Origin of the sequence: Blautia sp. AF14-40 (assembly GCF_003479665.1) — a bacterium.
In the GTDB taxonomy this organism is placed as follows: domain Bacteria; phylum Bacillota; class Clostridia; order Lachnospirales; family Lachnospiraceae; genus Fusicatenibacter; species Fusicatenibacter saccharivorans.
Window position 1 is genome coordinate 1 of sequence record NZ_QUHK01000003.1, and the last position, 19443, is coordinate 19443.

Below are 19443 nucleotides of genomic sequence, written 5' to 3' on the forward strand. Positions count from 1 at the left end.
TTTTATTATTTCACTTGTCTACCTAGAAGGGAGCATATCAGGAAATAGACCGCCCCGTATGTAAAATGATCGGATAACTGAATTTTGTCTTTTTTCTGATTCATTTCTGCTCTCTCTTTAAAGTTTTTCCGTCTCCTCGCGCAGCGCTGCCGTCAGCTTTCTTGTCATCTCAAGATAGCTGTTCAGCTCTTCTGCCGAGAGTTTTCCATATGCACGGATCTCCGCCCCGCGCAGCCGGTCCGTCGTATTTTTCTCCAGTTCCCGTCCGGCATCCGTCAGCAGAATCCTCTTTTTGTTCCGCGTTCCCGGGATGAGCTCGAGCTCCACAAGGCCTTTCTGTGCCAGTCCCGCATCACCTGCTCCATCAGAAGCTTCGTGATCTTCTCTTCCAGACCGCAGCCCACGTAATACAAAGTTCCCCTGCCGGTCTGTTTTCTCGTCACGGCTGCGAATTCCAGATAGAACGCATCCGCGTAATGGAACAGCACTTCCGCATCCTGCACCTGAATGATATCACGGAAGAAACTCTGTATGTCTTACCAGTCTCTGATCGTCAATGCCGAACGCATAGCTGTTGGATCTGGTCTGCAGCAGGAAAATATTTTCGGAATGATTGATCACAATACCCATTTTCGCTTTCCCCATTTCTCTATCTTGTATCTTTCCTTTTTTCAACAGTACAAATTTATCATATGTTAAAAGTCAAAATATTTTACTTTTTATTTTAGTAAAATTTACTATCTGCTTTTTGTGAAAAATGCACAAAAAGAGGCATCTCCATCTATGCAGACTGGAAATGCCTCTTTTTTGTTCTCTTGTTTCCTTTTTTTCTTCAGCTCAGGAAGTTTTCAATAATGACGTTTTCCGCCTCCGCTTCCGTCATGCCGAGCGTTCTGAGTTTCAACAGCTGCTCGTCATTGATCCGTCCGATCGCCGCCTCGTGGATGATTGCCGCATCCACATGCTTTGCCTGGATCTCCGGAATAGATCCGACCTGGGCGTGATCCATGATGATAGAATCGCACTGGATATGGGCGTGGCATTTGTTTTTGCCGACTGCCTTCGGATGGAAGACCTGGGAGGAATTGCCCTTTCCGACAGAACGTGAAATAATCTGTGCGGAAGAACCGCTTCCGTTCATACATACTTCAATATCCGACTCTGCCTTCTGGTCACCGTCTGTCATCAGACGTTCGAGCACGAACAGTTTGGAGTTTGCATCCATCACAACATTCGTCGTACGAATTGTTGAGTCAACGCCCTTAATCTGTACGGTATCCAGCGTAAAAACGGAATTTTCTCCGATTTCAATATTTGTCACCGGGTTCAGAATCCGCTGTCCCGTTCCGTTTCCCTCTCCGTAATGCTTTTCCTCGTAGCGCACGTTGGCATTTTTTCCTACATGGAACGTATGGATACCGTCGTGCCGGCTGTCGTTGCAGCCGCCGTTGTGAATGCCGCAGCCCGCTACAATCGTAACATCGGCGCCGTCCGCAACGTAGAAATCATTGTAAACAAGATCCGTCATACCGGAAACGCTGACGACAACCGGGATAAATACTTTTTCGCCTTTTGTCTCGCCATCGATCAAAATATCAATGCCCGGCTTATCCTCTTTTTTGCGGATTTTGATATGTTCACTGTCACCGTGGCAGAGCGGAATGCCGTTCTGGCGGAGATTGTATGCCCCTTTCTGCTCAAATCCCTCGCTGATCTGATTTAATACGCCCTGGGTTGTCTCATCTACCTGTACCATCAGCATGTGCCTCCTTCCTGGCCGCACATCCGGCCTGTTTTCTGCTGGAACAGGGTCGGCAGTACGTCTTCCTTTGTACCGTATTCTTTCACCTGGCCGTCCTCGATCACCATGATCTTGTCTGCCATCTGGATAATGCGTTCCTGATGAGAAATGAGGATCAGACATTCTTTCTTCTCTTTGTGGATTTCTTCAAACCGTTTGATCAGCATGGAAAAGCTCCACAGGTCAATGCCGGCCTCCGGCTCATCGAAAATGCTGACCTTATGCGGTTTTGCAAGAACCGTTGCGATCTCCAGACGCTTCATCTCTCCTCCCGAGAGCGTACCGTCCATCTGGCGGTTCAGGTAATCGGCAGAGCAGAGTCCGACAGCGGAGAGGAGTTTACAGCTCTCGGCTTCCGTCAGTTCTTTTCCGGCTGCCAGCGACAGCATTTTTTTCACCGTCATTCCTTTAAAACGCGGCGGCTGCTGGAATGCATAGCCGATGCCGGCGTTTGCACGGTGATCAATATCATAACCGGTAATATTTTCCTCATCCAGGAAGATTTCTCCGCCATTGGCGTCCTCAATTCCTGCAAGCACTTTGGCCAGCGTTGATTTTCCGCCGCCGTTCGGTCCGGTAATCACCAGCATTTCCCCGTCCTTTACCTCAAAACTGATGTGGTTGACGAGGCAGCGTTTTCTTCCCTCTTCGTTTACTTCAAAGGTAAGATTGTCTACTTTCAGCATATTTGCACCTCTTTTGTTTTCACTCTTTGCAGGGATAATCCCCCTTTCAAAAACTCTACTCCTTCTCCTAAAATCTGTCAATTATTTGTTGCAGTTTGGGAGACTCTTTTGTTTTATACAGTGATTTTTCCCGTAACATTTTCTTTTCCTGCATTCTTTTTCGTTTCTTCTGGATCGCATGCTGTGTTTGCGGTATAATGAGGGTAATATTTCATCGGGAGGTTATCGTATGCGTGTACTTATTACAGGAACCAGCTCCGGAATCGGAAAGGCGATTGCGGAGAAATTTTTAAAAGAAGGCTTTGACGTTACCGGATTTGACCGGAAGGAGGCTTCGATCAGCCAGGATTCGTATACTCATTTCTGCCTTGATATCCGCGACAGGGAACAGTATCCGGCGCTTGCGCCTTTCGATATTGTCATCAACAACGCCGGTGTGCAGAACGAGAATGATATTGATATCAATTTAAAGGGAACCATCGCAATCACAGAGGCGTATGGCATTCATGACAACATCCGCGCCGTCCTTATGATCGGCTCGGCCAGCGGCCATACCGGAGCTGAATTTCCGGAATACACCGCAAGCAAGGGCGGCGTTCTCGCCTACACAAAAAATGTGGCACTCCGCATTGCACCGTATGGTGGAACGTGCAACAGCCTTGATTTCGGCGGCGTACTGACCGAGTTGAATCTGCCTGTCACAGAAGACCAAAAGCTCTGGGATCAGATCATGGAGCTGACGCCGCTGAAACGGTGGATGACCGTCGAGGAAGCAGCGGACTGGGCGTATTTTATGACCGTGACGAACCGTTTCTGCACGGGGCAGAATATTCTGATTGACGGCCTTGAAGCGGGAAACGCACACTTTGTGTGGCCGGATGAATGATTTGTTAATTTCCTGCACAAACAAAAAACAGGTTCCCTGCACGGAAGCTTTTTGAGCTTTTCCGCTGCCGGGCGGCCTGTTTCTTTTTATTTTTTTCGTTTTTTCTTACGCTTTCTCAAACACCAGAATTTTCTCTGCGAATTTGTGGACGATCGGCATCCACATCACCGGCTTGTAGATGGGATTCAATGTTTCCATACCGCGGGCGATGTTGTCGTCTTTTACTTTTCGGAAACCGGCGGCAATGTTGCCCAGGTCTGCAAAGCTGTTCGCACCCCAGGTAAATGTCGCGCCTGTCGCCTGGATGGATTTTTCGATGTTTTCTTTCTTTACAAAGTACGGGCACAGCGTTTCCATGCAGACGTAGGCATTGTCGAAGTGATCGCGGATGATGGCGAGCATCGTTCTGACCTCATCCGCTTTCATGTACATGGTCAGACCTTCGATGATGAAAAGTATTTTGCCCCGCACTTTTACCTGATCGGCCCATGCCGGATCGAGCACGGAACACGCAATCGTGGAAACGCGGCCGGATTCCTGATAGATCGAATCGCGTACCTCAATCGTCTCCGGCAGATCGAGATTATACCAGGTGATTTTTCCATTATCCATGCGGTAAAACCGTGTGTCCAGACCACAGGCGATGTTGACGACGGTACAATCCGGGTTCTTTCGGATAAAGTCGCTGACCAGCTCATCAAACACAACACTCCGCGCTACGATTCCGCCGCTCATTGCTGTGTCCTTTTTCGCATTGCTGAAATCATAGTCGATGCGGTCAATCAGCTCTTCTGCTTTGGTGTCGCGGAACTTGTTTTTCGGATTTCTGCTGTGCATGGCACGGGCGTAGAAGCACTGCAGCATCGTCTCGGCAGTTCCGTTCAGTTTTGGTTTTATTTTTTCATTGCTCATTCTGGGTGATCTCCCTTCCATTTCACCGGTTCCGGTCCGGTCTTGTTTTATTTCGGATTTTCCACCTTGTCTCCCACAAACCAGTAATCACAGACCTCACCGCCGCCTGCCAGCGTATGGTCACGATGGAGCTTTGCATGCATCAGGGCTGCTGTCTTGTAATCAATGTCGCACATAATCGGCAGCACTTCCAGATAGCCCTCTTTTCGGGCGAAGGTGTTCAGGGGACATTGGGTGAAGTGGTAATAAAAACCGTCCTGATGCTTCGTCTCATCAAAATGAAAATCCCACGAATACGCCTTATACTGCGGATGTGCTTCCAGCCAGGCGGCATCCTTATGCATCATCTCCGCAATCCGCGCCATGCCGCTCTTCTTATTCGCATTAATCATCAGGCCCATGGCTTTCAGAAACGGGAAGGACATCATCTCCTCTGAGATTGTACGCAGTTCATCCACAGAAATCTGTCTGTCCGACGCATCCCAGAGCGCAAGAAAAATGAGGCCTTCATAGAGATTCGACGCCATCGGGTTGTCCTTTCCGATATCATCGGCGCGGCGAAGCATGTCGCGGTAGATCTGGTTGGTCTTGCGGAGAAGCTCTGCGGTCTCCTCTTTTCCGTAGCGTTTTAGCAGACTTTTCTTTATTAAAGGAGTCAGCATATTCCAGTATTTACTGGTGTATTCCATCATAGGCAGGTACCTCCATCTTACTTTTATTAGGATTCACTAACTTGTAGGTGTAAAATTGCCGCCTACAATGTTGAAAAATAGGCGGAATTTTACTTTTCATTATGAGGTTATTATATCACACTTTTTATTACTTTGTTTTAAAATCGCAAAAATTTCTTGACTATAATTCAGCCTTCCTTTATTATAGAAATTAAGAAATGGGTTTTTTGTCGTGTACAGCCTTAGGGCTCAATCGGGTTGCTCGTTTCTTTTTTTATTTTCGTAAGTTTTCTTTTCCATACAAATGAATTTTGATTTTAAGCAAAAACGCCTGCATTGATTAGAGTATACCAATCAAAACACTCATTCCAAAGGAAACGTGCGGAGCAAATCCATCCATTTATTTTTTTATTACATGTAATCGATTTTTCAAATATACGCACATAAGAAATGACCATCCTGCTCTCTGGTAAGCATGGATGGCCACTTCTTATAGCTATTTAATATTTTCGCCAGATCGGGTGATTGCGCTCACCTTCCGGCTGTCTTGTTGAGTATATTATATTGCAATCGTGTAATTTTGTCAAATCAAAAATAGCGCCCCTGCTCTGGTAAAGTTAAGCGCTATTTTTAGTTAGAAGCTTTATCCGGCGGTCAGGTGTACACTGACCAACGGCTCTCTTGTCGAATATATTATATGACAGCATTTTCTTTTGGTCAACAGCCATTTTTCTTATATTTTCACCATTATTTCGACCCAAATCTCTCAAAAAGAAATTGAAATCCCCTCTCCTCCACCTTATAATATTTTCTATAAGACACACATATGGGGAGATTTTTATGACGATCAGTATTCTTCTTGCGCAGCAGATCGCGCAGCTTTTTCTTATGATTTTTATGGGCTTTTTAATCGTAAAAGCCGGACTTTTAAAGGATGAGGACAGCAAAGTTCTGTCGAAAATTGTGCTGTACCTGATCATTCCCTGCGTGATTCTGAATGCGTTTCAGGTCGATTACACGCCGGAAACGGTGCGGGGGCTGCTGGTTGCGTTTGCGGCTTCGCTTCTGATGCAGGTTGTGCTTCTTTTTGCGGTTTCAGCTCTTGGACGGGTGTTTCATTTGGATGCGGTTGAGATAACTTCTGTTTACTACTCCAATTCCGGCAATCTGATTGTGCCGCTTGTGACGGCTGTTTTAGGAGCGGAATGGGTGCTTTACAGCTGTATTTATACGAGCGTACAGCTTGTCTTTTTCTGGACGCACTGCAAAAAGGTGATCAGCCGTGAGGCTTCCTATGACTGGAAGAAGATTGTTCAAATGGTAATCTAATCACAATTAACAGAAAAACGCTGTCCCGCTTCCCCTTCCAGAGAAGCATTGACAGCGTTTTCTATTACCCAATTAGTACCTTTTTCCCTTCAAACGCAAATCCATAATGCCGGATTCTTTCTTTTGGGATTCCCCGTTCTTTCAGTTCCGCGTCGTATTTCTTTATTTCAATCTGCGCCAGTGCTTTTTGTACCGTTTCCTGCAGCGTTTTTTCTTCCGTTTCTTTTACTTTAAATTCCAGAATCATAGCATCTCGATCCAAATTTCTGGGAATTAGAATCACATCGTATCTTCCATACCCACTTTCCCGATTGGAACGCACCTCATAAAGATCTCGCACTTCCACCAGCAGCCCAAGTACAAATCCATGATAAAACCGCTCTGGCTGGCTCCGCTCGGACGCATGTTTTCCAGCATCAAAATTACTGAATGTAGCAAGTGCAATATCATTCATATAGAAGTTCATCGCTTTTACATCCCCATTCAGCAATGCTTTGATAAATTCATTATAATTGGCAGATGCCGCTGCAAACCAGCTTTTGAACATATTCGAAAACATGCTCACAGTCTCCAGATTTGTGATGGAAAGAGAATACCACGGCTCCAGCGTCAGTCCTCTGTATTCAATCTCCTCCACTTTCAGATAACCGCTTGCCACCAACAGACTCCATACCGCACTTTCATCCTGTTCTAATTGTCCAAATATAATCTGCTCATCAAAATTAACTACAATTTGTTGTCTGTTGATCAGTTTTTCCAGTTCTTCCTTCATATTTACCGATGCCGACTGCAGGAGTTTGCTGATCAATCCATTGGAACTTGTAGCTGCCCAGTAGGGCCGCAGTTTTTTCTCTTTCAGATAATTTGTAATAGACCACGGATTGTAAATATCACGATGCGTGCCAAAGCAAAATCCGTCATACCATTGCTTTACCAGATCTTTCTTTTCCGGCATTCCAAATTGATCTAATGATTGAAATACCTCTTCTTCTGTAAAACCAAAACAGTCTGCATAGGCATCCGATGTTGTTGTAATAACTGTCAGATTATTGAGGTCCGAAAAAACAGATTCTTTGGAAATACGGGTAATTCCAGTCATCACAGCGCGTTCCAGATATGGATTTGTTTTGAATGTCGCATTGAAAAGGCTTCTCATAAATCCGGCAAATTCATCCCAGTATCCATGAATATAGGCTTCCTGCATGGGCGTGTCATATTCATCCAGAAAGATCAAAACTTTTTTTCCATATAAAAGATTCAAATAACTGGAAAGATTTTTTAATGCATCCTGTGCTGTCACATCACTCATTTTTTCTGTAATTTCCAGCATCTGCTGTTTCTCATTTTGCGTAAAGCATTCTTCCTGCTCCAAATACCGATGTTGGCGATAAGCATCTACAATAATATTTTTTATCTTCTGCACTGCATCCTGATAGTTATTCTGTTTTACGTCCGCAAAGCTCAGAAAAATCACCGGATAAGTTCCCTGCAGTCTGCGGTATTTTTCCTGTTTCCAGATGGAAAGCCCTTCAAAGATGGTACCTTTTTCTGCATACTGTCTGGAAAAGAAACAATTCAGCATGCTCATATTCAATGTTTTGCCAAATCTTCTCGGACGTGTGATCAGCGTAATGTCATCTCCACTTTCCCACCATTGTCTGATAAAATCGGTTTTATCAACATAAAAATAATGATTTTCTCGAAGGGAAGCAAAATCCTGCTTTCCTATACTAATCGCTGAAGTCATATTTCATCTTTCCTTTCTGAGCGCAGACACATCAGCATTTTCTGTCTGATAATGAAATGTTCCACTGTTTTCTAATCGACAATCTCATCTTATAGTTTATCAAATTCCGAAAGAAATTAATAGACTTTTTCTTCTGCACAGCAAAAAAATGGCCGTCCCATTCCTCAGTGCAAGGATCAGACGGCCATTTTTCACTATCAGTTTCCAGTTTTATTTCTCATACAAAAACTCTTCCGGAAGTGTTACGCCGAAGTCTTTTGCCAGATGGCGGAATTCATCCGGTGTGATCGTCTGGCGTTTCGTTGGCTGCATAGAAAGTGTTTTTACCAGGATTTCTGCAGATTTTTCTGCGGTATGCATCAGACCGAAGGTCAGGTCAAAATCAAAGCCGGCGGCGAACATGCCGTGGTGTGCCCAGATAGCAAGATCATATTTCTTCATCAGCTCGCTCGTGGCAACGGCGATCTCTCTGCCTCCCGGAACCATCCACGGAACGACACCGATTCCGGACGGGAATACAACAGGACACTCGGTTGCCATCTCCCAGAGTTCGCGGGTAAATACTTTATCTTCCAGCGGCAGAACAAAGGTAAGCGCGATCACGTTGGTGGTATGTGCATGGTACACAACGCGGTATCTTTCGTCCTGCAGTTTTTTTACCTCCAGGTTCATCAGATGGCTCGGAAGCTCTGAGGTCGGACGTCCTCCGTTGACGAGACCCCAGACGATGCGGTAATTTTCACCTTTTTCATCCAGCTCAATCATACAGATGCTGTCTTCCGGTTTGATTGTGACATTTCGGAAATATTTTCCGCTTCCGGTTACCAGGAAATACTCTCCCGCAAGATTTGGAACGGCGGTTCCGATCGAATTCCACTCTCTGGCCTCAAAATTTTCTTTTACCTCTTCAACCTCTTCCGGTTTCACACGGTAAGAAAGGTTTCCGCCGTTTCTCTCATGCCATCCCTGCTCCCAGCCATCATTTGCCATTCGGATAAAGCCCTTTACAAATTCTGCATCTAAAAATTTCATGTTTTTTCCCTCTTCTTTCTCTCTTTTCCTCTTCTTTTATCGATATTTACCGGCACACAACCTCTACCGGCACATCCAGGATTTTTGCCACTTTCAGAATCGTATCAATATGGTGTCCGGCAGCAGCTGCCATATGATGTGTTGGTCCCGCTTCACTCCATCTGTTGCAGAACTCTCTTGCCCCAATAGAGAAACGTGTTCTCATATTGGTATCGCCAAAGGTAAAGATCGGACCATCCTCATTGACACCCTCTGCAGCAACAAATTTAAAGTGACCGTCTTTATCCTGCGTAATTCCAAGGTATGTAACATCGCCAACCGGCGGATAAAACTGCGTCAGATATCCGCCGCCCGTCTTGCCATGAAAGACATCAACGATTTTCATAGACGGTTTTCTCACCTGCGAAATATCAGCATCTCCCGATCCGGAATGGCCGATAATACAGATATCCTCATTGAAATCGATCGAATACATCTCAGAAAGCTGACCGGTTCCGGCGATTGTTTTCAGAATGCTCATTGCCATTGCAACTTTCATATCACCCTCTACGGCGCAGGCTGTGCCCTGTTTAATCAGCATGGAAAATGCCGGGATCAGCATGCTGTCCAGTTTTCCGGCAACCCCCTTGGCAAAGCCGTCATAATGGGATGCCACCATACCAAGATCTTCTTTTTTTACCCATTCTTCAAAAGCAACGACATATTTTGCCATATCCCATACGGTCTCTACCGTTGCACCGCCCTCGATGTCAAAGGTATCCAGAATCTCCTCTGCCTTGGCGCGGATTGCGGCCTCATCTGTAACAGGATCCGCGATTGCCCATATTTTCTCCCAGTCGAACTGTTTCGTATAAAGTCCCATCCGGTTGTAAAGATTGGTTTCATCGATATACAGGTCCATCATTCCCGGATATGGTCTTCCGATCTGGGCAATATTGGTGTAACGGAATCTTCTGCGTACCTGGGCTGCCCGGCACCACTCATCGATTTCCTTTGCCACGTAAGCATCTCCGCCTTCTACAACACCGGTGATGACGGCATGACGTTTTCCTGCACGCTCCAGATCGGCTACCATCTCACCGACTGCTCCACAGGCATACAGCTCACCCAGCCATTTTGGCGTATCGGTATTGGCATAATCCGGTGCTTTCCGTTTCTGCACATTCACAAGCACAACCGGCACATTCAGGTCACGGACTGCCGGGAGCATATTGTAGCTGGTCGCGTAGGTCAGAAGCTGTAAAATAACAAGATCTACATCCGCTGCACGGAACTTATCTCCTGCTTCCATGGATAATTCTTTCGTTGTAACGATTCCACCATCGATCATTTCAACGGTATCGGGAATCGTCTTTTTGAACGCATCATACTGTGCCTCAAATTCCGGAACCAGCGTCGGGAACTGCGGCAGATATGCACCCAGTGCGATTGCAAATACACCTACTTTTGCTTTTGTTTCAACTAACATGTTCTTTGCCCCTTTTAACCTTTCGTCTCATTTTTTATGGCTCATATTGTTTGATTTCGAAGGAATGGAAAATACAGTTTCTCGCATCTTTCAAATTGCTGCATTCCTTTCCGGTGATCATCTGCACCGCCAGATTGCCGATGGCAGTTGCCTCTGTCGGTCCCGCCAGTACGGTCCTTCCGGTCTTTTCTGCTGTCAGCCGGTTCAGATAATCGGCGTTGGCGCCGCCACCTACAACATGAATCTTCCGGTACTGACAACCCGTTTGTTCTTCCAGTTCTTTTAATGTCTTGGCATAGCATACTGCCAGACTGTTGTAGATCACTGCTGCGATCTCTGTAATTCCCTGCGGTACCTGCTGGCCACTTTCTTCACATGCCTTCTGCACTTCTGCTGTCATATGTTCCGGTGCCAGAAAACGATCGTCATTTGCATCCACGATGGATGAAATCCTGCATTTCGATGCCATTTCGCAAATGGTTCCAAAACTTACCTCCTCTGCGATTTCTTTTCGTACAGACTGAATCATCCACAGCCCCATAATGTTTTTCAGAAAACGGTATCTTCTGTTGTAGCCGCCTTCATTGGTAAAATTGTGCTGCATGGCTTCTGTCCCGCAATCGGCCTCTTTTAATTCTGTTCCCATCAGAGACCAGGTTCCGGAGCTGATATAGAGCACGTGCTCCTCATTGCTTGGCACAGCGACTACTGCGGAGCCTGTGTCGTGTGTTGCGGGAAGAACAATCTCACAGTCGAAGCCGACCTGCTCCTGAATTTCTTTTTTCAGACGACCGATCACAGTCCCCGGTTCACGGATCGGCAGGAAGATTTTCTCCGGATATCCCAGTTTTTGAATCATCTCCCTGTTCCAGTCCCCGGTTTCCGGATTGACAAGCTGGGTCGTTGTTGCATTTGTGTATTCCTGCGCTTTCACGCCGGAAAGCAGGAAATTCAGGTAATCCGGAATCATCAGAAGAGTCTCTGCTTTTTCCAGCTGTTCCGGCTTTTTCTTCTTCCACGCCATGAGCTGATAAATGCTGTTGAAAATTTGTTTCTGAATACCGGTCGATGCATAGAGTTCTTCCTCCGGCACTGTGCGATAAACCTCCTCATCCATTCCTTTCGTGCGGTCATCGCGATAAGCAACGGCATTTCCGATCCGCTGATCATCCTTGTCCAGAAGGACAAAATCAACTGCCCATGTATCAATTCCGACACTCACCGGGATCTTTCCAAGTTCTCTGCATTTTTTCATTCCGGCCAACACGGCTTCAAAGAGTGCCTCGATATCCCACACCTTCTCACCGTCCCGTTTCTGCATTCCATTCGGGAAACGGTAAATTTCCTCAAGAACCATTTTCCCATCTTCCATATGGCCGAGAATATGTCTTCCGCTGGATGCTCCTATATCAATTGCTAAATAATATCTTTCCATACCCTTCCTCCATTTTCTGTCTCTAATTATAGATAACTTTATGTGGTAAAAAAAGAACACGCTTTGTCTAAAAAAGTGTCCTTATTTGCACTATAACGATGTCATTGATCGTATCCATCCGCATCCGTTCGCTCTTCTTCTCCTTCAGCCGCGCCGGAGTTTTTGCTCCATGGGGTAATTCAAGAAACGTTTTCACAGGAAATTATGGTAAAAAAATTCCGCAGCACTTCTGTGATTGAGGTGCTGCGGAACTTTTTTACATTTTAGGCTGATATCTCATGTTGGATACATTATAAACTGTGATAAACGCTTTCGGATCAAGTTTGTTGATAAAATTCATCAATTTCTGGTATTCTGTCTTGTCTACGATCGTGATGATTTCTTTGCGTTTCTGCATGTTATAGGCACCATAGGCTTCATAGATCGTAGCACCGCTGTGCAGCTCATGAAGAATAAATTCCCGAAGTTCTTCTTCCTTTGGAGTGATGATACATACCCGGCGTTTGATATTATGGTCAAAAATAAAATGATCCAGAACAATTCCGTTAAAATACGTTCCAAGAATACTCAGGACTACCGTTTTCTTGTCGTAAACGAGTGCTGCAGACAGAGCAACACACATACCAGACAGAGACATGGCTTTTCCAAGCTCCATATGAAGATATTTATTCATGATCTTTGCTACAATATCAAGTCCGCCGGAAGAAGCATTTCTGTTAAAAAGAATACTGAGTCCCACACTGACTACAAGTGTATAGCACAGAACATCCAGCTCCTGACTGTTTGTCATTGAACCAAAATCCGGGAAGATTTTTTCAAAAAGTCCAAGAAAAACAGGAAGCATGATACTGGTGTAGACGGTTTTTACACCAAATTCTCTTCCGCAGGTAAAAAAGCCGATGATCAGAAGTACTACGTTCAGAATCATGGTGATGGCGGAAAGGGGCAACGGTACAAAGTTGGAAAGTACGATACCAAGACCCGAAATACTGCTGACAGAAGTATGGCTTGGTACCAGAAAAAAATAGACTGCCGCTGCAATAATAGCAACAGCTGCTGTCAGGATCAGGATTTCCAACAGAATCTGAGTATCCTTCAATTGTTTTTTCATGTTAATTCTCCGTATCTTATTTTTTATGGATGGGAAGATCCCTTCTTTATATTAATGGCATTTTGAAGATATGTAAACCCTTTCCAGAAATCATTCCAACATATTTGTGTATCGTTGTTGCTTTTCCGTCAGCTTTCTGTAATGCATATCCTTTTTATTGCTTTTTTTCGTTCTATGCTACAATAATTTTGATACTTAATATTATCTTGTAACACAATCAGGAGAACATCATGAATGAAAAGGGACTGACCAACATTAGTCTCAAAAAATAAATAACTCAAAGGTTTACCAATATATTTACAGAAAGAAAAAGACCTCCAAGCAGCAGATCGTTCAGGAACTGCAGATGGGTTTATCCACAGTCAGCCAGAACCTCAACCTTCTGGAGCAGGAAGGTCTGATAGAAAAAAAAACGGCTTTTTGCATCCACCGGCGGAAGAAAAGCAAACGCCATTCAGATTGTATCCGATTTTAAAATTTCTATTGGTATCGGTATTTTAATTTCCTCCCATCCTGGCTGTGTCCTGCTTCCGTAAAATCAATCAGCAATTCTTCCAATGCCACGATATCAACTTTTTCTTCCATTTTTCAGTTCTTCCACAATCTCGTTATAACGTTTTTTATTTAACCGGTAGAAAAATAATACAACCGCAGTCACAATCCACAGTGCACCTGGAATCGTCGTAAATGCATGTTTCATAATTGAAAGTACAATTGCATTTTGTGTCTGATTTGCAATATAACCATATTTTCCAAGTAATCCTGCTAAAAGTGCTGTTCCAACTGCCATTCCGATTTTATTTCCAAGTGAAATAAATGCATACTGAAAACCGTCATTTCTAAGTCCGGTTTTCCACTCCCCATATTCCACACAGTCTGGAATAATTGCATAGATTGCGGTATTAAATCCAGAGAAAAAAAACTGTGTAAGACCAGATAATGCATAAAAAATAGCTGATGATTCTTTGGCATTGAAGAAAAACATAGACAACATGGAAATTCCTGTAAACAAAGCAAAGAGAGATGCTGTTCTTCCTTTATTATTCAGCTTGCGGAATAATGGTTGAAAACAGGCTGCCCCGATGATAGAAGGAATAATGATGCACATCGAATAAGTTGTGTAGTAAGAGGCATTTCCTTCCACATATGTAAAATAATACAGAATATCTGCGTTTCTACCATATAATGTAAATCCAAATAATATCTGCCCTGCCAATGCAAGAAGATATGGTCTGTTCTGCATGACTGCTTTCAACTGTATCTTTACAGAAATTTTTTCTTTTTCCGGAGTAATCACTGCCTCTTTCGTCTTCGCAAAGCAGAAGAAATGACAGGCTGTAAAAATACATCCATATATGACCGCAACCGTCAGATATCCTGTCTTTGCACTATGACTGCCGAATTTGCCGAGCAGTGGAACTGTGATAATATTTAACACACCAATTGCAATCATCGCTGCAACCGAACGGGATGTATTTATTTTTGCACGTTCATCAATATCCTGTGTCATAGCACCACACAAGGTTCCATATGGAATATTCACACAGGTATACCCCAAAACCAGCAGACAATATGTAATTACCATATAAATGATCTTTCCATTCTGCGGCCAGTCAGGTCTTGCCCAGAATGTCATCACAAGAAGAATTGCTGTAATTGGTGCCGCTACTAACAGCCATGGACGGTACCGTCCCCATCTCGATTTTGTTTTATCCGTAAGTCCCCCGACGATTGGATCATTGATTGCATCCCCGAATCTTGAAAAAAGCATCAGTGCTGACACAGCCGCCATACTGATTCCGAACACGTCTGTATAAAATATCATCAGAAAATTACTGACAAACATCCAGCTGAAATTACATCCAACATCACCAAACCCATATGCAATCTTACTGATCAGCGGTACTTTTCCATTTTTGCTTTCGCCTCCCATATGGCCCTCCTATTTTTATCAGATTTTCTGACAGAACTCTATTCTTTCCTCATTTGGTCCCTTAATCATAAAAAACTTCACACCTTTTTCCCAAAATGGCAGTTCTTCGATTCCGTCTGTAATAACTGTGTATTTTTCATTGCAGATTTTCTGATACATACTTTCAATGTCTTCCACATCAAGTGCAACATGTTGGTATGCACCGTCTGACATTTCCGCCTTCCCATTTTCAAAAGTCTCTATGCAGTAATTTTTTATCTGTAAAAATGCCACTTTTTCCCCTGCTTTTTCATTATAAGACTGCATAATTACTTCAAATCCAAGACTCTTATAAAACTCAACTGTTTTCTGTAAATCGTTTGTCGGAAGCCCGACATGGGCAATTCCGACAATTCCATATTTATTTTCCATACGAACTCCTTACTTTTCACTGACGTTGATAATTACTTTCATCGTTGTCTCGCGGTTATCATCAATATACTGGTATGCCTTCAGATAATCTTTAAAAGCAAATGTCTTTGAGATGAGCGGTTTCAAATGAACTTTGCCCTCATTTACCAGTCTGATTCCATCTATGTAATCATCATGGCGGTACATCATCGTGCTCTTAATGTCAAGTTCGTGGTCATTTGCCACTGCAAGATCTACTTCTGCCATTCCTGCAAAAACAGCCACCAGTACGATCGTGCTTCCTTTTCTTGCATATTTAATTGCCTGTCCCATTGTGATATTGTTTCCGGCACAATCGTAGATCACATCTGCCTTATCCGGTCCAAATGCTTCGATCATCGCCTCACCGAAGTCTTTATTTTTGGTATTCACACACACATCAATTCCACATTCTTTTGCCTTCGCCAGTCTAAGATCACTGATATCTGTGATCATCACTTTCGCTGCTCCCATTCCTTTTGCTGTCTGTGCCACGAGATTTCCGATCGGTCCTGCTCCAAGGACTGCAATATTCATGCCAGCCACATCGCCCATCTGTTTTACACCATGAACTGCCACAGCAAGAGGTTCGATCATAGCTCCTTCTTCATAGGACATATCTTCCGGAATAGGTGTTACTTTAGATGCATCCACTGCAAAATACTCAGATGCTGTTCCTGTCGTCTGAAATCCCATTACTTTTAATTCCTCACAGAGATTATACTTTCCATGACGACATGGATAGCAATGTCCACAATATACCTGCGGCTCTATCGTCACCTTCTGTCCCACATGAAACTCGGTGATATTTTTTCCAAGTTCTGTAATCTCACCAGAAACCTCATGTCCCTGTGTTACCGGATATTTTGTAAACGGATGTTTTCCATGATAAACATGAATATCTGATCCACAAACACCAATATTCATAATCTTTACCAAAACCTGATTTTCCTTTACCTCCGGAACCGGAACCTCTCTGAAAATAATTTCTCCTGGATTTGTCATTACCTGTTGTAACATAATTGTTTCCTCCTTTTTTATGTTGTTTTATTTTATGTTTTATAAAATATTTTATTAAAGTAATTATATTATTACAATGTAAACACAATTTGTCAATATGTTTTTTCATATTTTGATATATTTCATAATTTTAAAATATATTTTTTGTATATTTTTCACAATTAACACGCAAAAAAACGGAAAGGAAACCGTAGTTACTGTTTTCTTTCCGTTTTTTACTATAATTTCTTTTTTTAATTTTACACAACTTCTCGTTTTTCACACATATAAGGCGGACATCCGCATTCTCTTTGCAACCTGTCAGTGGGAACTGTACCGTACGGAATTTTCAGTTCAGAAAATTCCTACCTGTGAACAGTTACTACAATTCTAGCATATGTTTTGTGAAAAAGTATTTCGCGGCTCCAACAGCTGACGCTTCTTTCTTATACGAACAATTTTTCAAGTATGAAACATCGTGCTCAAAGCCATTATATGCCATCACTTTTTCTCCCAGTGGTATCATATAATCTGACAATACGCCTCCCACATCACCTCCTAGTATGATGTCCATATCATATGCCATCCGCAGATTTGATATCAAAACAGCAAGATGATCCAAATACTCATTCCATGTCTGCAAATTTTTTTCATCACCACTTTCAATTTTTTCCATAAATGCATCCAGTGACTGCCTGTTATCTTGTGTCAGTACACTTGCTGCACAATATGCATCTGCACATCCTGATTTACCACAATAACATTTTCTTCCACCGGGAACGAGTATCATGTGACCAAACTCCCCTGCTTTCTGGTTCTGCCCTCGAAACAGCTTTCCATCTATGCAGAATGCACCTCCTAAGGTGTGGTTCAAAGACAGATATATCGCATTTGGATACTTTTGCTTTTTTTCTGCAAGCATTGCAGCATTAGCATCGTTTTCAAAATATACTGGAATTTCCAAAGCCTGCTCTAAAAAGCGCAGACTATAATTCTCTATACCTAAAGCATGGGATTTTAAAACGATCCGTTCTTTCTGATCAATAATTCCTGGAATCGCCACTCCAATCCCAAGTAGCGTGTCCTTCGCTAATTCGCCTTCAAGAAAAGTTTTGACCTTTTGTGCCACCTCTGTACAATAGAATAATTCTGCCGTAAATTTTAAACGGATGCGATCTTTTTTTATAATCTCATCTCCAAGATTTACTAATACCATTTCTATATGATTCGCTGTAATCAAAATTCCCATTGCATGACAGTATGACTTATTAATCCCTATACTTTTTGCCTTTCGTCCACCGGTCGAAGCATATTCCCCAGTTTCTTCCAACACCATTTTTTCTAATAAGTCATTCACATTTGCTAACACAGTCGGCATACTCAAGTTTAACTCTTTTGCGATTTCCGCCTTGGATGTAACATGCTTGTTTAGCACATAATTAATTATTTTTTTTCTTGTTGTATTTTTTTTATCTTTATTTTCCGTTTTCTTACCCTCTTTTATTAAATATATTATAAAAGAATTATATGCTTTTTTATTCTTCTTGTAAAGTAATGTTTTATAATAAATCTCCGACAGAATTTATCTTATAAACAGCCAAAAGCTCCCGAAGGAGTTTTCCACGATTTAGATCTACACCAATTCTTTTAGCACAAGTTCTTCTGCCATATTACGAATATCATTTACCAATCTGACCCATTCCATCTGATCACGAGCTTTCAACTCAGCACTGATTTCATCCAACTTCTAAATCTAAGTCGATCTCTATCGTGTCATCTGGCTTTTGTTGGGACAAAAAAACTACCGTCTCACAGAACATATTTTATCGCAAGGCTTTTAAAAATGGAATAGATTTTACCAAACGACAGTTTTCAAAAAACTTATCTGTCAAAAATTAATTTCTCCCACGGTTCATATCCTGCCATGTAGCCGAATTCTTCCTCATTTCTGAATCCTTCAAGAAGTTTTTCTTTTACACCATCTAATATAGCTTCATCAATATCTCTGAACTTCATATGCTTATATAAACCGGACTTTCTAAAATCATACATAGTACCCACATTATCAAGAAGATGTTTTACCACCTTATATGTTCCCTCTACATCTTTCCCTGCACATACAATATCAAGCATTGGCGAATGCTCATTATATTTTCCCATTTCCAATGTATGTGCAACTGCCTGTACCTTCCCTGACAAAAATCTCGCATAACCGATATCATTTTCCCGCAATGCCAGTCCCGCCATTGTGGAAAGAACAAAATTAAGTGTACTAAAGCCGGAAAAAATAACATTTTCATATTTCTCATATGCTTCTTTGATTTTTCCCTGCTCCTGGAGTAATCTTCCCTGATAATAACTTTTCATAGGATCGTGTTCTGAAAAATAGTCCAGATATTTTTCTGCCTTGGCGTAATTCTTCTTACGTAAATAAAATCCAAATAAGGAATCTGCTGCATGATGCTGTATCTCTTCATTCTCATCATGTAGTGCCAGCTCATACCATGCGTTAATCTGCTTATCATATTTTTCCGGATTCATGCATTTATCCGTTATTCTTCTTGCATCAAGCATTACCGCAGCCTGCCAGATAAGCATGTTACAATTCGGATATTCCTTTATAAGTCTCAATGCCCATTCATAAGTCTTTTCATAGCCTTCTTCTGAAAACATCCTGTCCATCTTCCTGATAATTTCTTCGATTTCAATATCTGAAAGTTTTTCATGAAAAGAAAGTAATGTATCAAGTGAAATATCAAGCAGTCTTGCAATTGGTGCCAGCAGTTCAATATCCGGCTTGGAATTACTATTCTCCCATTTGTTTACAGCCGGTGTCGTCACGCCTAATCTGTTTGCCATCTCCTCCTGCGTCATACCAGCTTCTTTTCTATATTTTTTTATAACAACGCCTATATCCATTTGCTTCATCTCCTAAAAAATTCAAAAGCTTTTGTATACTCAGTATATCAGATTCATATAGATTGCTCAATTGAACAATGTTTAA

Annotated in this window: 19 protein-coding genes and 1 pseudogene; 2 read left to right on the top strand and 18 right to left on the bottom strand. The window is 42.7% G+C overall.

Annotated features, from left to right (window positions below; translation table 11 throughout):
- Window positions 1-117: 117 nt before the first annotated feature.
- From DWW13_RS03125 to DWW13_RS03140, 5 genes are all read right to left on the bottom strand, one after another.
- Window positions 118-327: a hypothetical protein gene (locus DWW13_RS03125; RefSeq protein ID WP_118719186.1), complete on the bottom strand. Its 210-nt coding sequence runs from the start codon at window positions 325-327 to the stop codon at window positions 118-120.
- Window positions 276-503, bottom strand: a complete 228-nt coding sequence (locus DWW13_RS20115) for a beta-galactosidase trimerization domain-containing protein (RefSeq protein WP_199674833.1) — start codon at window positions 501-503, stop codon at window positions 276-278. The genes DWW13_RS03125 and DWW13_RS20115 overlap by 52 nt, the downstream gene beginning before the upstream one ends.
- 10 nt (window positions 504-513) lie before the next feature.
- Window positions 514-645, bottom strand: a complete 132-nt coding sequence (locus DWW13_RS19715; protein WP_279221232.1) for a hypothetical protein — start codon at window positions 643-645, stop codon at window positions 514-516.
- A gap of 187 nt (window positions 646-832) precedes the next feature.
- On the bottom strand, window positions 833-1756 hold the full coding sequence (locus DWW13_RS03135) for a SufB/SufD family protein (protein ID WP_055219683.1): 924 nt from the start codon (window positions 1754-1756) through the stop codon (window positions 833-835).
- Window positions 1756-2487: an ABC transporter ATP-binding protein gene (locus DWW13_RS03140; protein WP_055227049.1), complete on the bottom strand. Its 732-nt coding sequence runs from the start codon at window positions 2485-2487 to the stop codon at window positions 1756-1758. The genes DWW13_RS03135 and DWW13_RS03140 overlap by 1 nt, the downstream gene beginning before the upstream one ends.
- Before the next feature lie 229 nt (window positions 2488-2716).
- Between DWW13_RS03140 and DWW13_RS03145 the strand changes: the two genes are divergently transcribed.
- Entirely contained in the window at window positions 2717-3373 is a 657-nt protein-coding gene (locus tag DWW13_RS03145; RefSeq protein ID WP_118719190.1) for an SDR family NAD(P)-dependent oxidoreductase, read from the top strand.
- Window positions 3374-3478: 105 nt separating this feature from the next.
- Here the strand turns inward: DWW13_RS03145 and DWW13_RS03150 are convergent, their stop codons facing one another.
- Both DWW13_RS03150 and DWW13_RS03155 read right to left on the bottom strand, forming a co-directional pair.
- Window positions 3479-4285: a class I SAM-dependent methyltransferase gene (locus DWW13_RS03150; protein WP_118719192.1), complete on the bottom strand. Its 807-nt coding sequence runs from the start codon at window positions 4283-4285 to the stop codon at window positions 3479-3481.
- A gap of 47 nt (window positions 4286-4332) precedes the next feature.
- On the bottom strand, window positions 4333-4977 hold the full coding sequence (locus tag DWW13_RS03155) for an L-2-amino-thiazoline-4-carboxylic acid hydrolase (RefSeq protein ID WP_118719194.1): 645 nt from the start codon (window positions 4975-4977) through the stop codon (window positions 4333-4335).
- An 819-nt stretch (window positions 4978-5796) separates the two neighbouring features.
- On the opposite strand from DWW13_RS03155, the pseudogene DWW13_RS03160 reads away from it, so the two are divergent.
- Window positions 5797-6270: pseudogene (locus tag DWW13_RS03160) on the top strand (AEC family transporter); the annotation flags it as partial.
- Window positions 6271-6349: 79 nt separating this feature from the next.
- Here DWW13_RS03160 and DWW13_RS03165 read toward each other — a convergent pair.
- The 11 genes from DWW13_RS03165 to DWW13_RS03220 form a co-directional block, all read right to left on the bottom strand.
- A complete protein-coding gene (locus DWW13_RS03165) occupies window positions 6350-8032 on the bottom strand; it encodes an AAA family ATPase (RefSeq protein WP_118719198.1) in 1683 nt (560 codons plus the stop codon).
- Between the two features lie 210 nt (window positions 8033-8242).
- Window positions 8243-9064, bottom strand: a complete 822-nt coding sequence (rhaD, locus tag DWW13_RS03170) for a rhamnulose-1-phosphate aldolase (RefSeq protein WP_117760516.1) — start codon at window positions 9062-9064, stop codon at window positions 8243-8245.
- A gap of 46 nt (window positions 9065-9110) precedes the next feature.
- A complete protein-coding gene (locus DWW13_RS03175) occupies window positions 9111-10532 on the bottom strand; it encodes an arabinose isomerase (RefSeq protein ID WP_118719200.1) in 1422 nt (473 codons plus the stop codon).
- A 34-nt stretch (window positions 10533-10566) separates the two neighbouring features.
- Complete coding sequence (gene rhaB, locus DWW13_RS03180) at window positions 10567-11967, bottom strand: rhamnulokinase (RefSeq protein ID WP_118719202.1); 1401 nt, start codon at window positions 11965-11967, stop codon at window positions 10567-10569.
- Between the two features lie 256 nt (window positions 11968-12223).
- Complete coding sequence (locus DWW13_RS03185; protein ID WP_022461234.1) at window positions 12224-13078, bottom strand: YitT family protein; 855 nt, start codon at window positions 13076-13078, stop codon at window positions 12224-12226.
- Window positions 13079-13646: 568 nt separating this feature from the next.
- The gene (locus tag DWW13_RS03195) at window positions 13647-15011 is read right to left on the bottom strand and encodes an MFS transporter (protein ID WP_118719204.1); all 1365 of its coding nucleotides are present in this window, start codon (window positions 15009-15011) and stop codon (window positions 13647-13649) included.
- A gap of 18 nt (window positions 15012-15029) precedes the next feature.
- Entirely contained in the window at window positions 15030-15422 is a 393-nt protein-coding gene (locus tag DWW13_RS03200; protein WP_118719206.1) for a VOC family protein, read from the bottom strand.
- A gap of 9 nt (window positions 15423-15431) precedes the next feature.
- Window positions 15432-16460 carry a zinc-dependent alcohol dehydrogenase gene (locus DWW13_RS03205; protein ID WP_055219656.1) on the bottom strand — a complete coding sequence of 343 codons (1029 nt, stop codon included), beginning with the start codon at window positions 16458-16460 and terminating at the stop codon, window positions 15432-15434.
- Window positions 16461-16821: 361 nt separating this feature from the next.
- Window positions 16822-18021, bottom strand: coding sequence for an ROK family transcriptional regulator (locus tag DWW13_RS03210; protein ID WP_330411355.1), 1200 nt, complete (start codon window positions 18019-18021; stop codon window positions 16822-16824).
- A gap of 51 nt (window positions 18022-18072) precedes the next feature.
- Window positions 18073-18144 carry a hypothetical protein gene (locus DWW13_RS03215; protein WP_416388181.1) on the bottom strand — a complete coding sequence of 24 codons (72 nt, stop codon included), beginning with the start codon at window positions 18142-18144 and terminating at the stop codon, window positions 18073-18075.
- 176 nt (window positions 18145-18320) lie between these two features.
- Window positions 18321-19358 (bottom strand): helix-turn-helix domain-containing protein, encoded by a 1038-nt coding sequence (locus DWW13_RS03220; protein WP_117801920.1) that lies wholly within the window; start codon window positions 19356-19358, stop codon window positions 18321-18323.
- Window positions 19359-19443: the final 85 nt, after the last annotated feature.

Bases quoted from the DNA above. Each gene is read 5' to 3' on its own strand.
- DWW13_RS03195 (WP_118719204.1), bottom strand. From the start codon at position 15,011: ATGGGAGGCGAAAGCAAAAATGGAAAAGTACCGCTGATCAGTAAGATT.
- DWW13_RS03150 (WP_118719192.1), bottom strand. From the start codon at position 4,285: ATGAGCAATGAAAAAATAAAACCAAAACTGAACGGAACTGCCGAGACG.
- DWW13_RS03155 (WP_118719194.1), bottom strand. From the start codon at position 4,977: ATGATGGAATACACCAGTAAATACTGGAATATGCTGACTCCTTTAATA.
- DWW13_RS03145 (WP_118719190.1), top strand. From the start codon at position 2,717: ATGCGTGTACTTATTACAGGAACCAGCTCCGGAATCGGAAAGGCGATT.
- DWW13_RS03220 (WP_117801920.1), bottom strand. From the start codon at position 19,358: ATGGATATAGGCGTTGTTATAAAAAAATATAGAAAAGAAGCTGGTATG.
- DWW13_RS03200 (WP_118719206.1), bottom strand. From the start codon at position 15,422: ATGGAAAATAAATATGGAATTGTCGGAATTGCCCATGTCGGGCTTCCG.
- DWW13_RS19715 (WP_279221232.1), bottom strand. From the start codon at position 645: ATGGGGAAAGCGAAAATGGGTATTGTGATCAATCATTCCGAAAATATT.
- rhaB (WP_118719202.1), bottom strand. From the start codon at position 11,967: ATGGAAAGATATTATTTAGCAATTGATATAGGAGCATCCAGCGGAAGA.
- DWW13_RS03135 (WP_055219683.1), bottom strand. From the start codon at position 1,756: ATGGTACAGGTAGATGAGACAACCCAGGGCGTATTAAATCAGATCAGC.
- DWW13_RS03165 (WP_118719198.1), bottom strand. From the start codon at position 8,032: ATGACTTCAGCGATTAGTATAGGAAAGCAGGATTTTGCTTCCCTTCGA.
- DWW13_RS03175 (WP_118719200.1), bottom strand. From the start codon at position 10,532: ATGTTAGTTGAAACAAAAGCAAAAGTAGGTGTATTTGCAATCGCACTG.
- DWW13_RS03140 (WP_055227049.1), bottom strand. From the start codon at position 2,487: ATGCTGAAAGTAGACAATCTTACCTTTGAAGTAAACGAAGAGGGAAGA.
- DWW13_RS03205 (WP_055219656.1), bottom strand. From the start codon at position 16,460: ATGTTACAACAGGTAATGACAAATCCAGGAGAAATTATTTTCAGAGAG.
- DWW13_RS03185 (WP_022461234.1), bottom strand. From the start codon at position 13,078: ATGAAAAAACAATTGAAGGATACTCAGATTCTGTTGGAAATCCTGATC.
- rhaD (WP_117760516.1), bottom strand. From the start codon at position 9,064: ATGAAATTTTTAGATGCAGAATTTGTAAAGGGCTTTATCCGAATGGCA.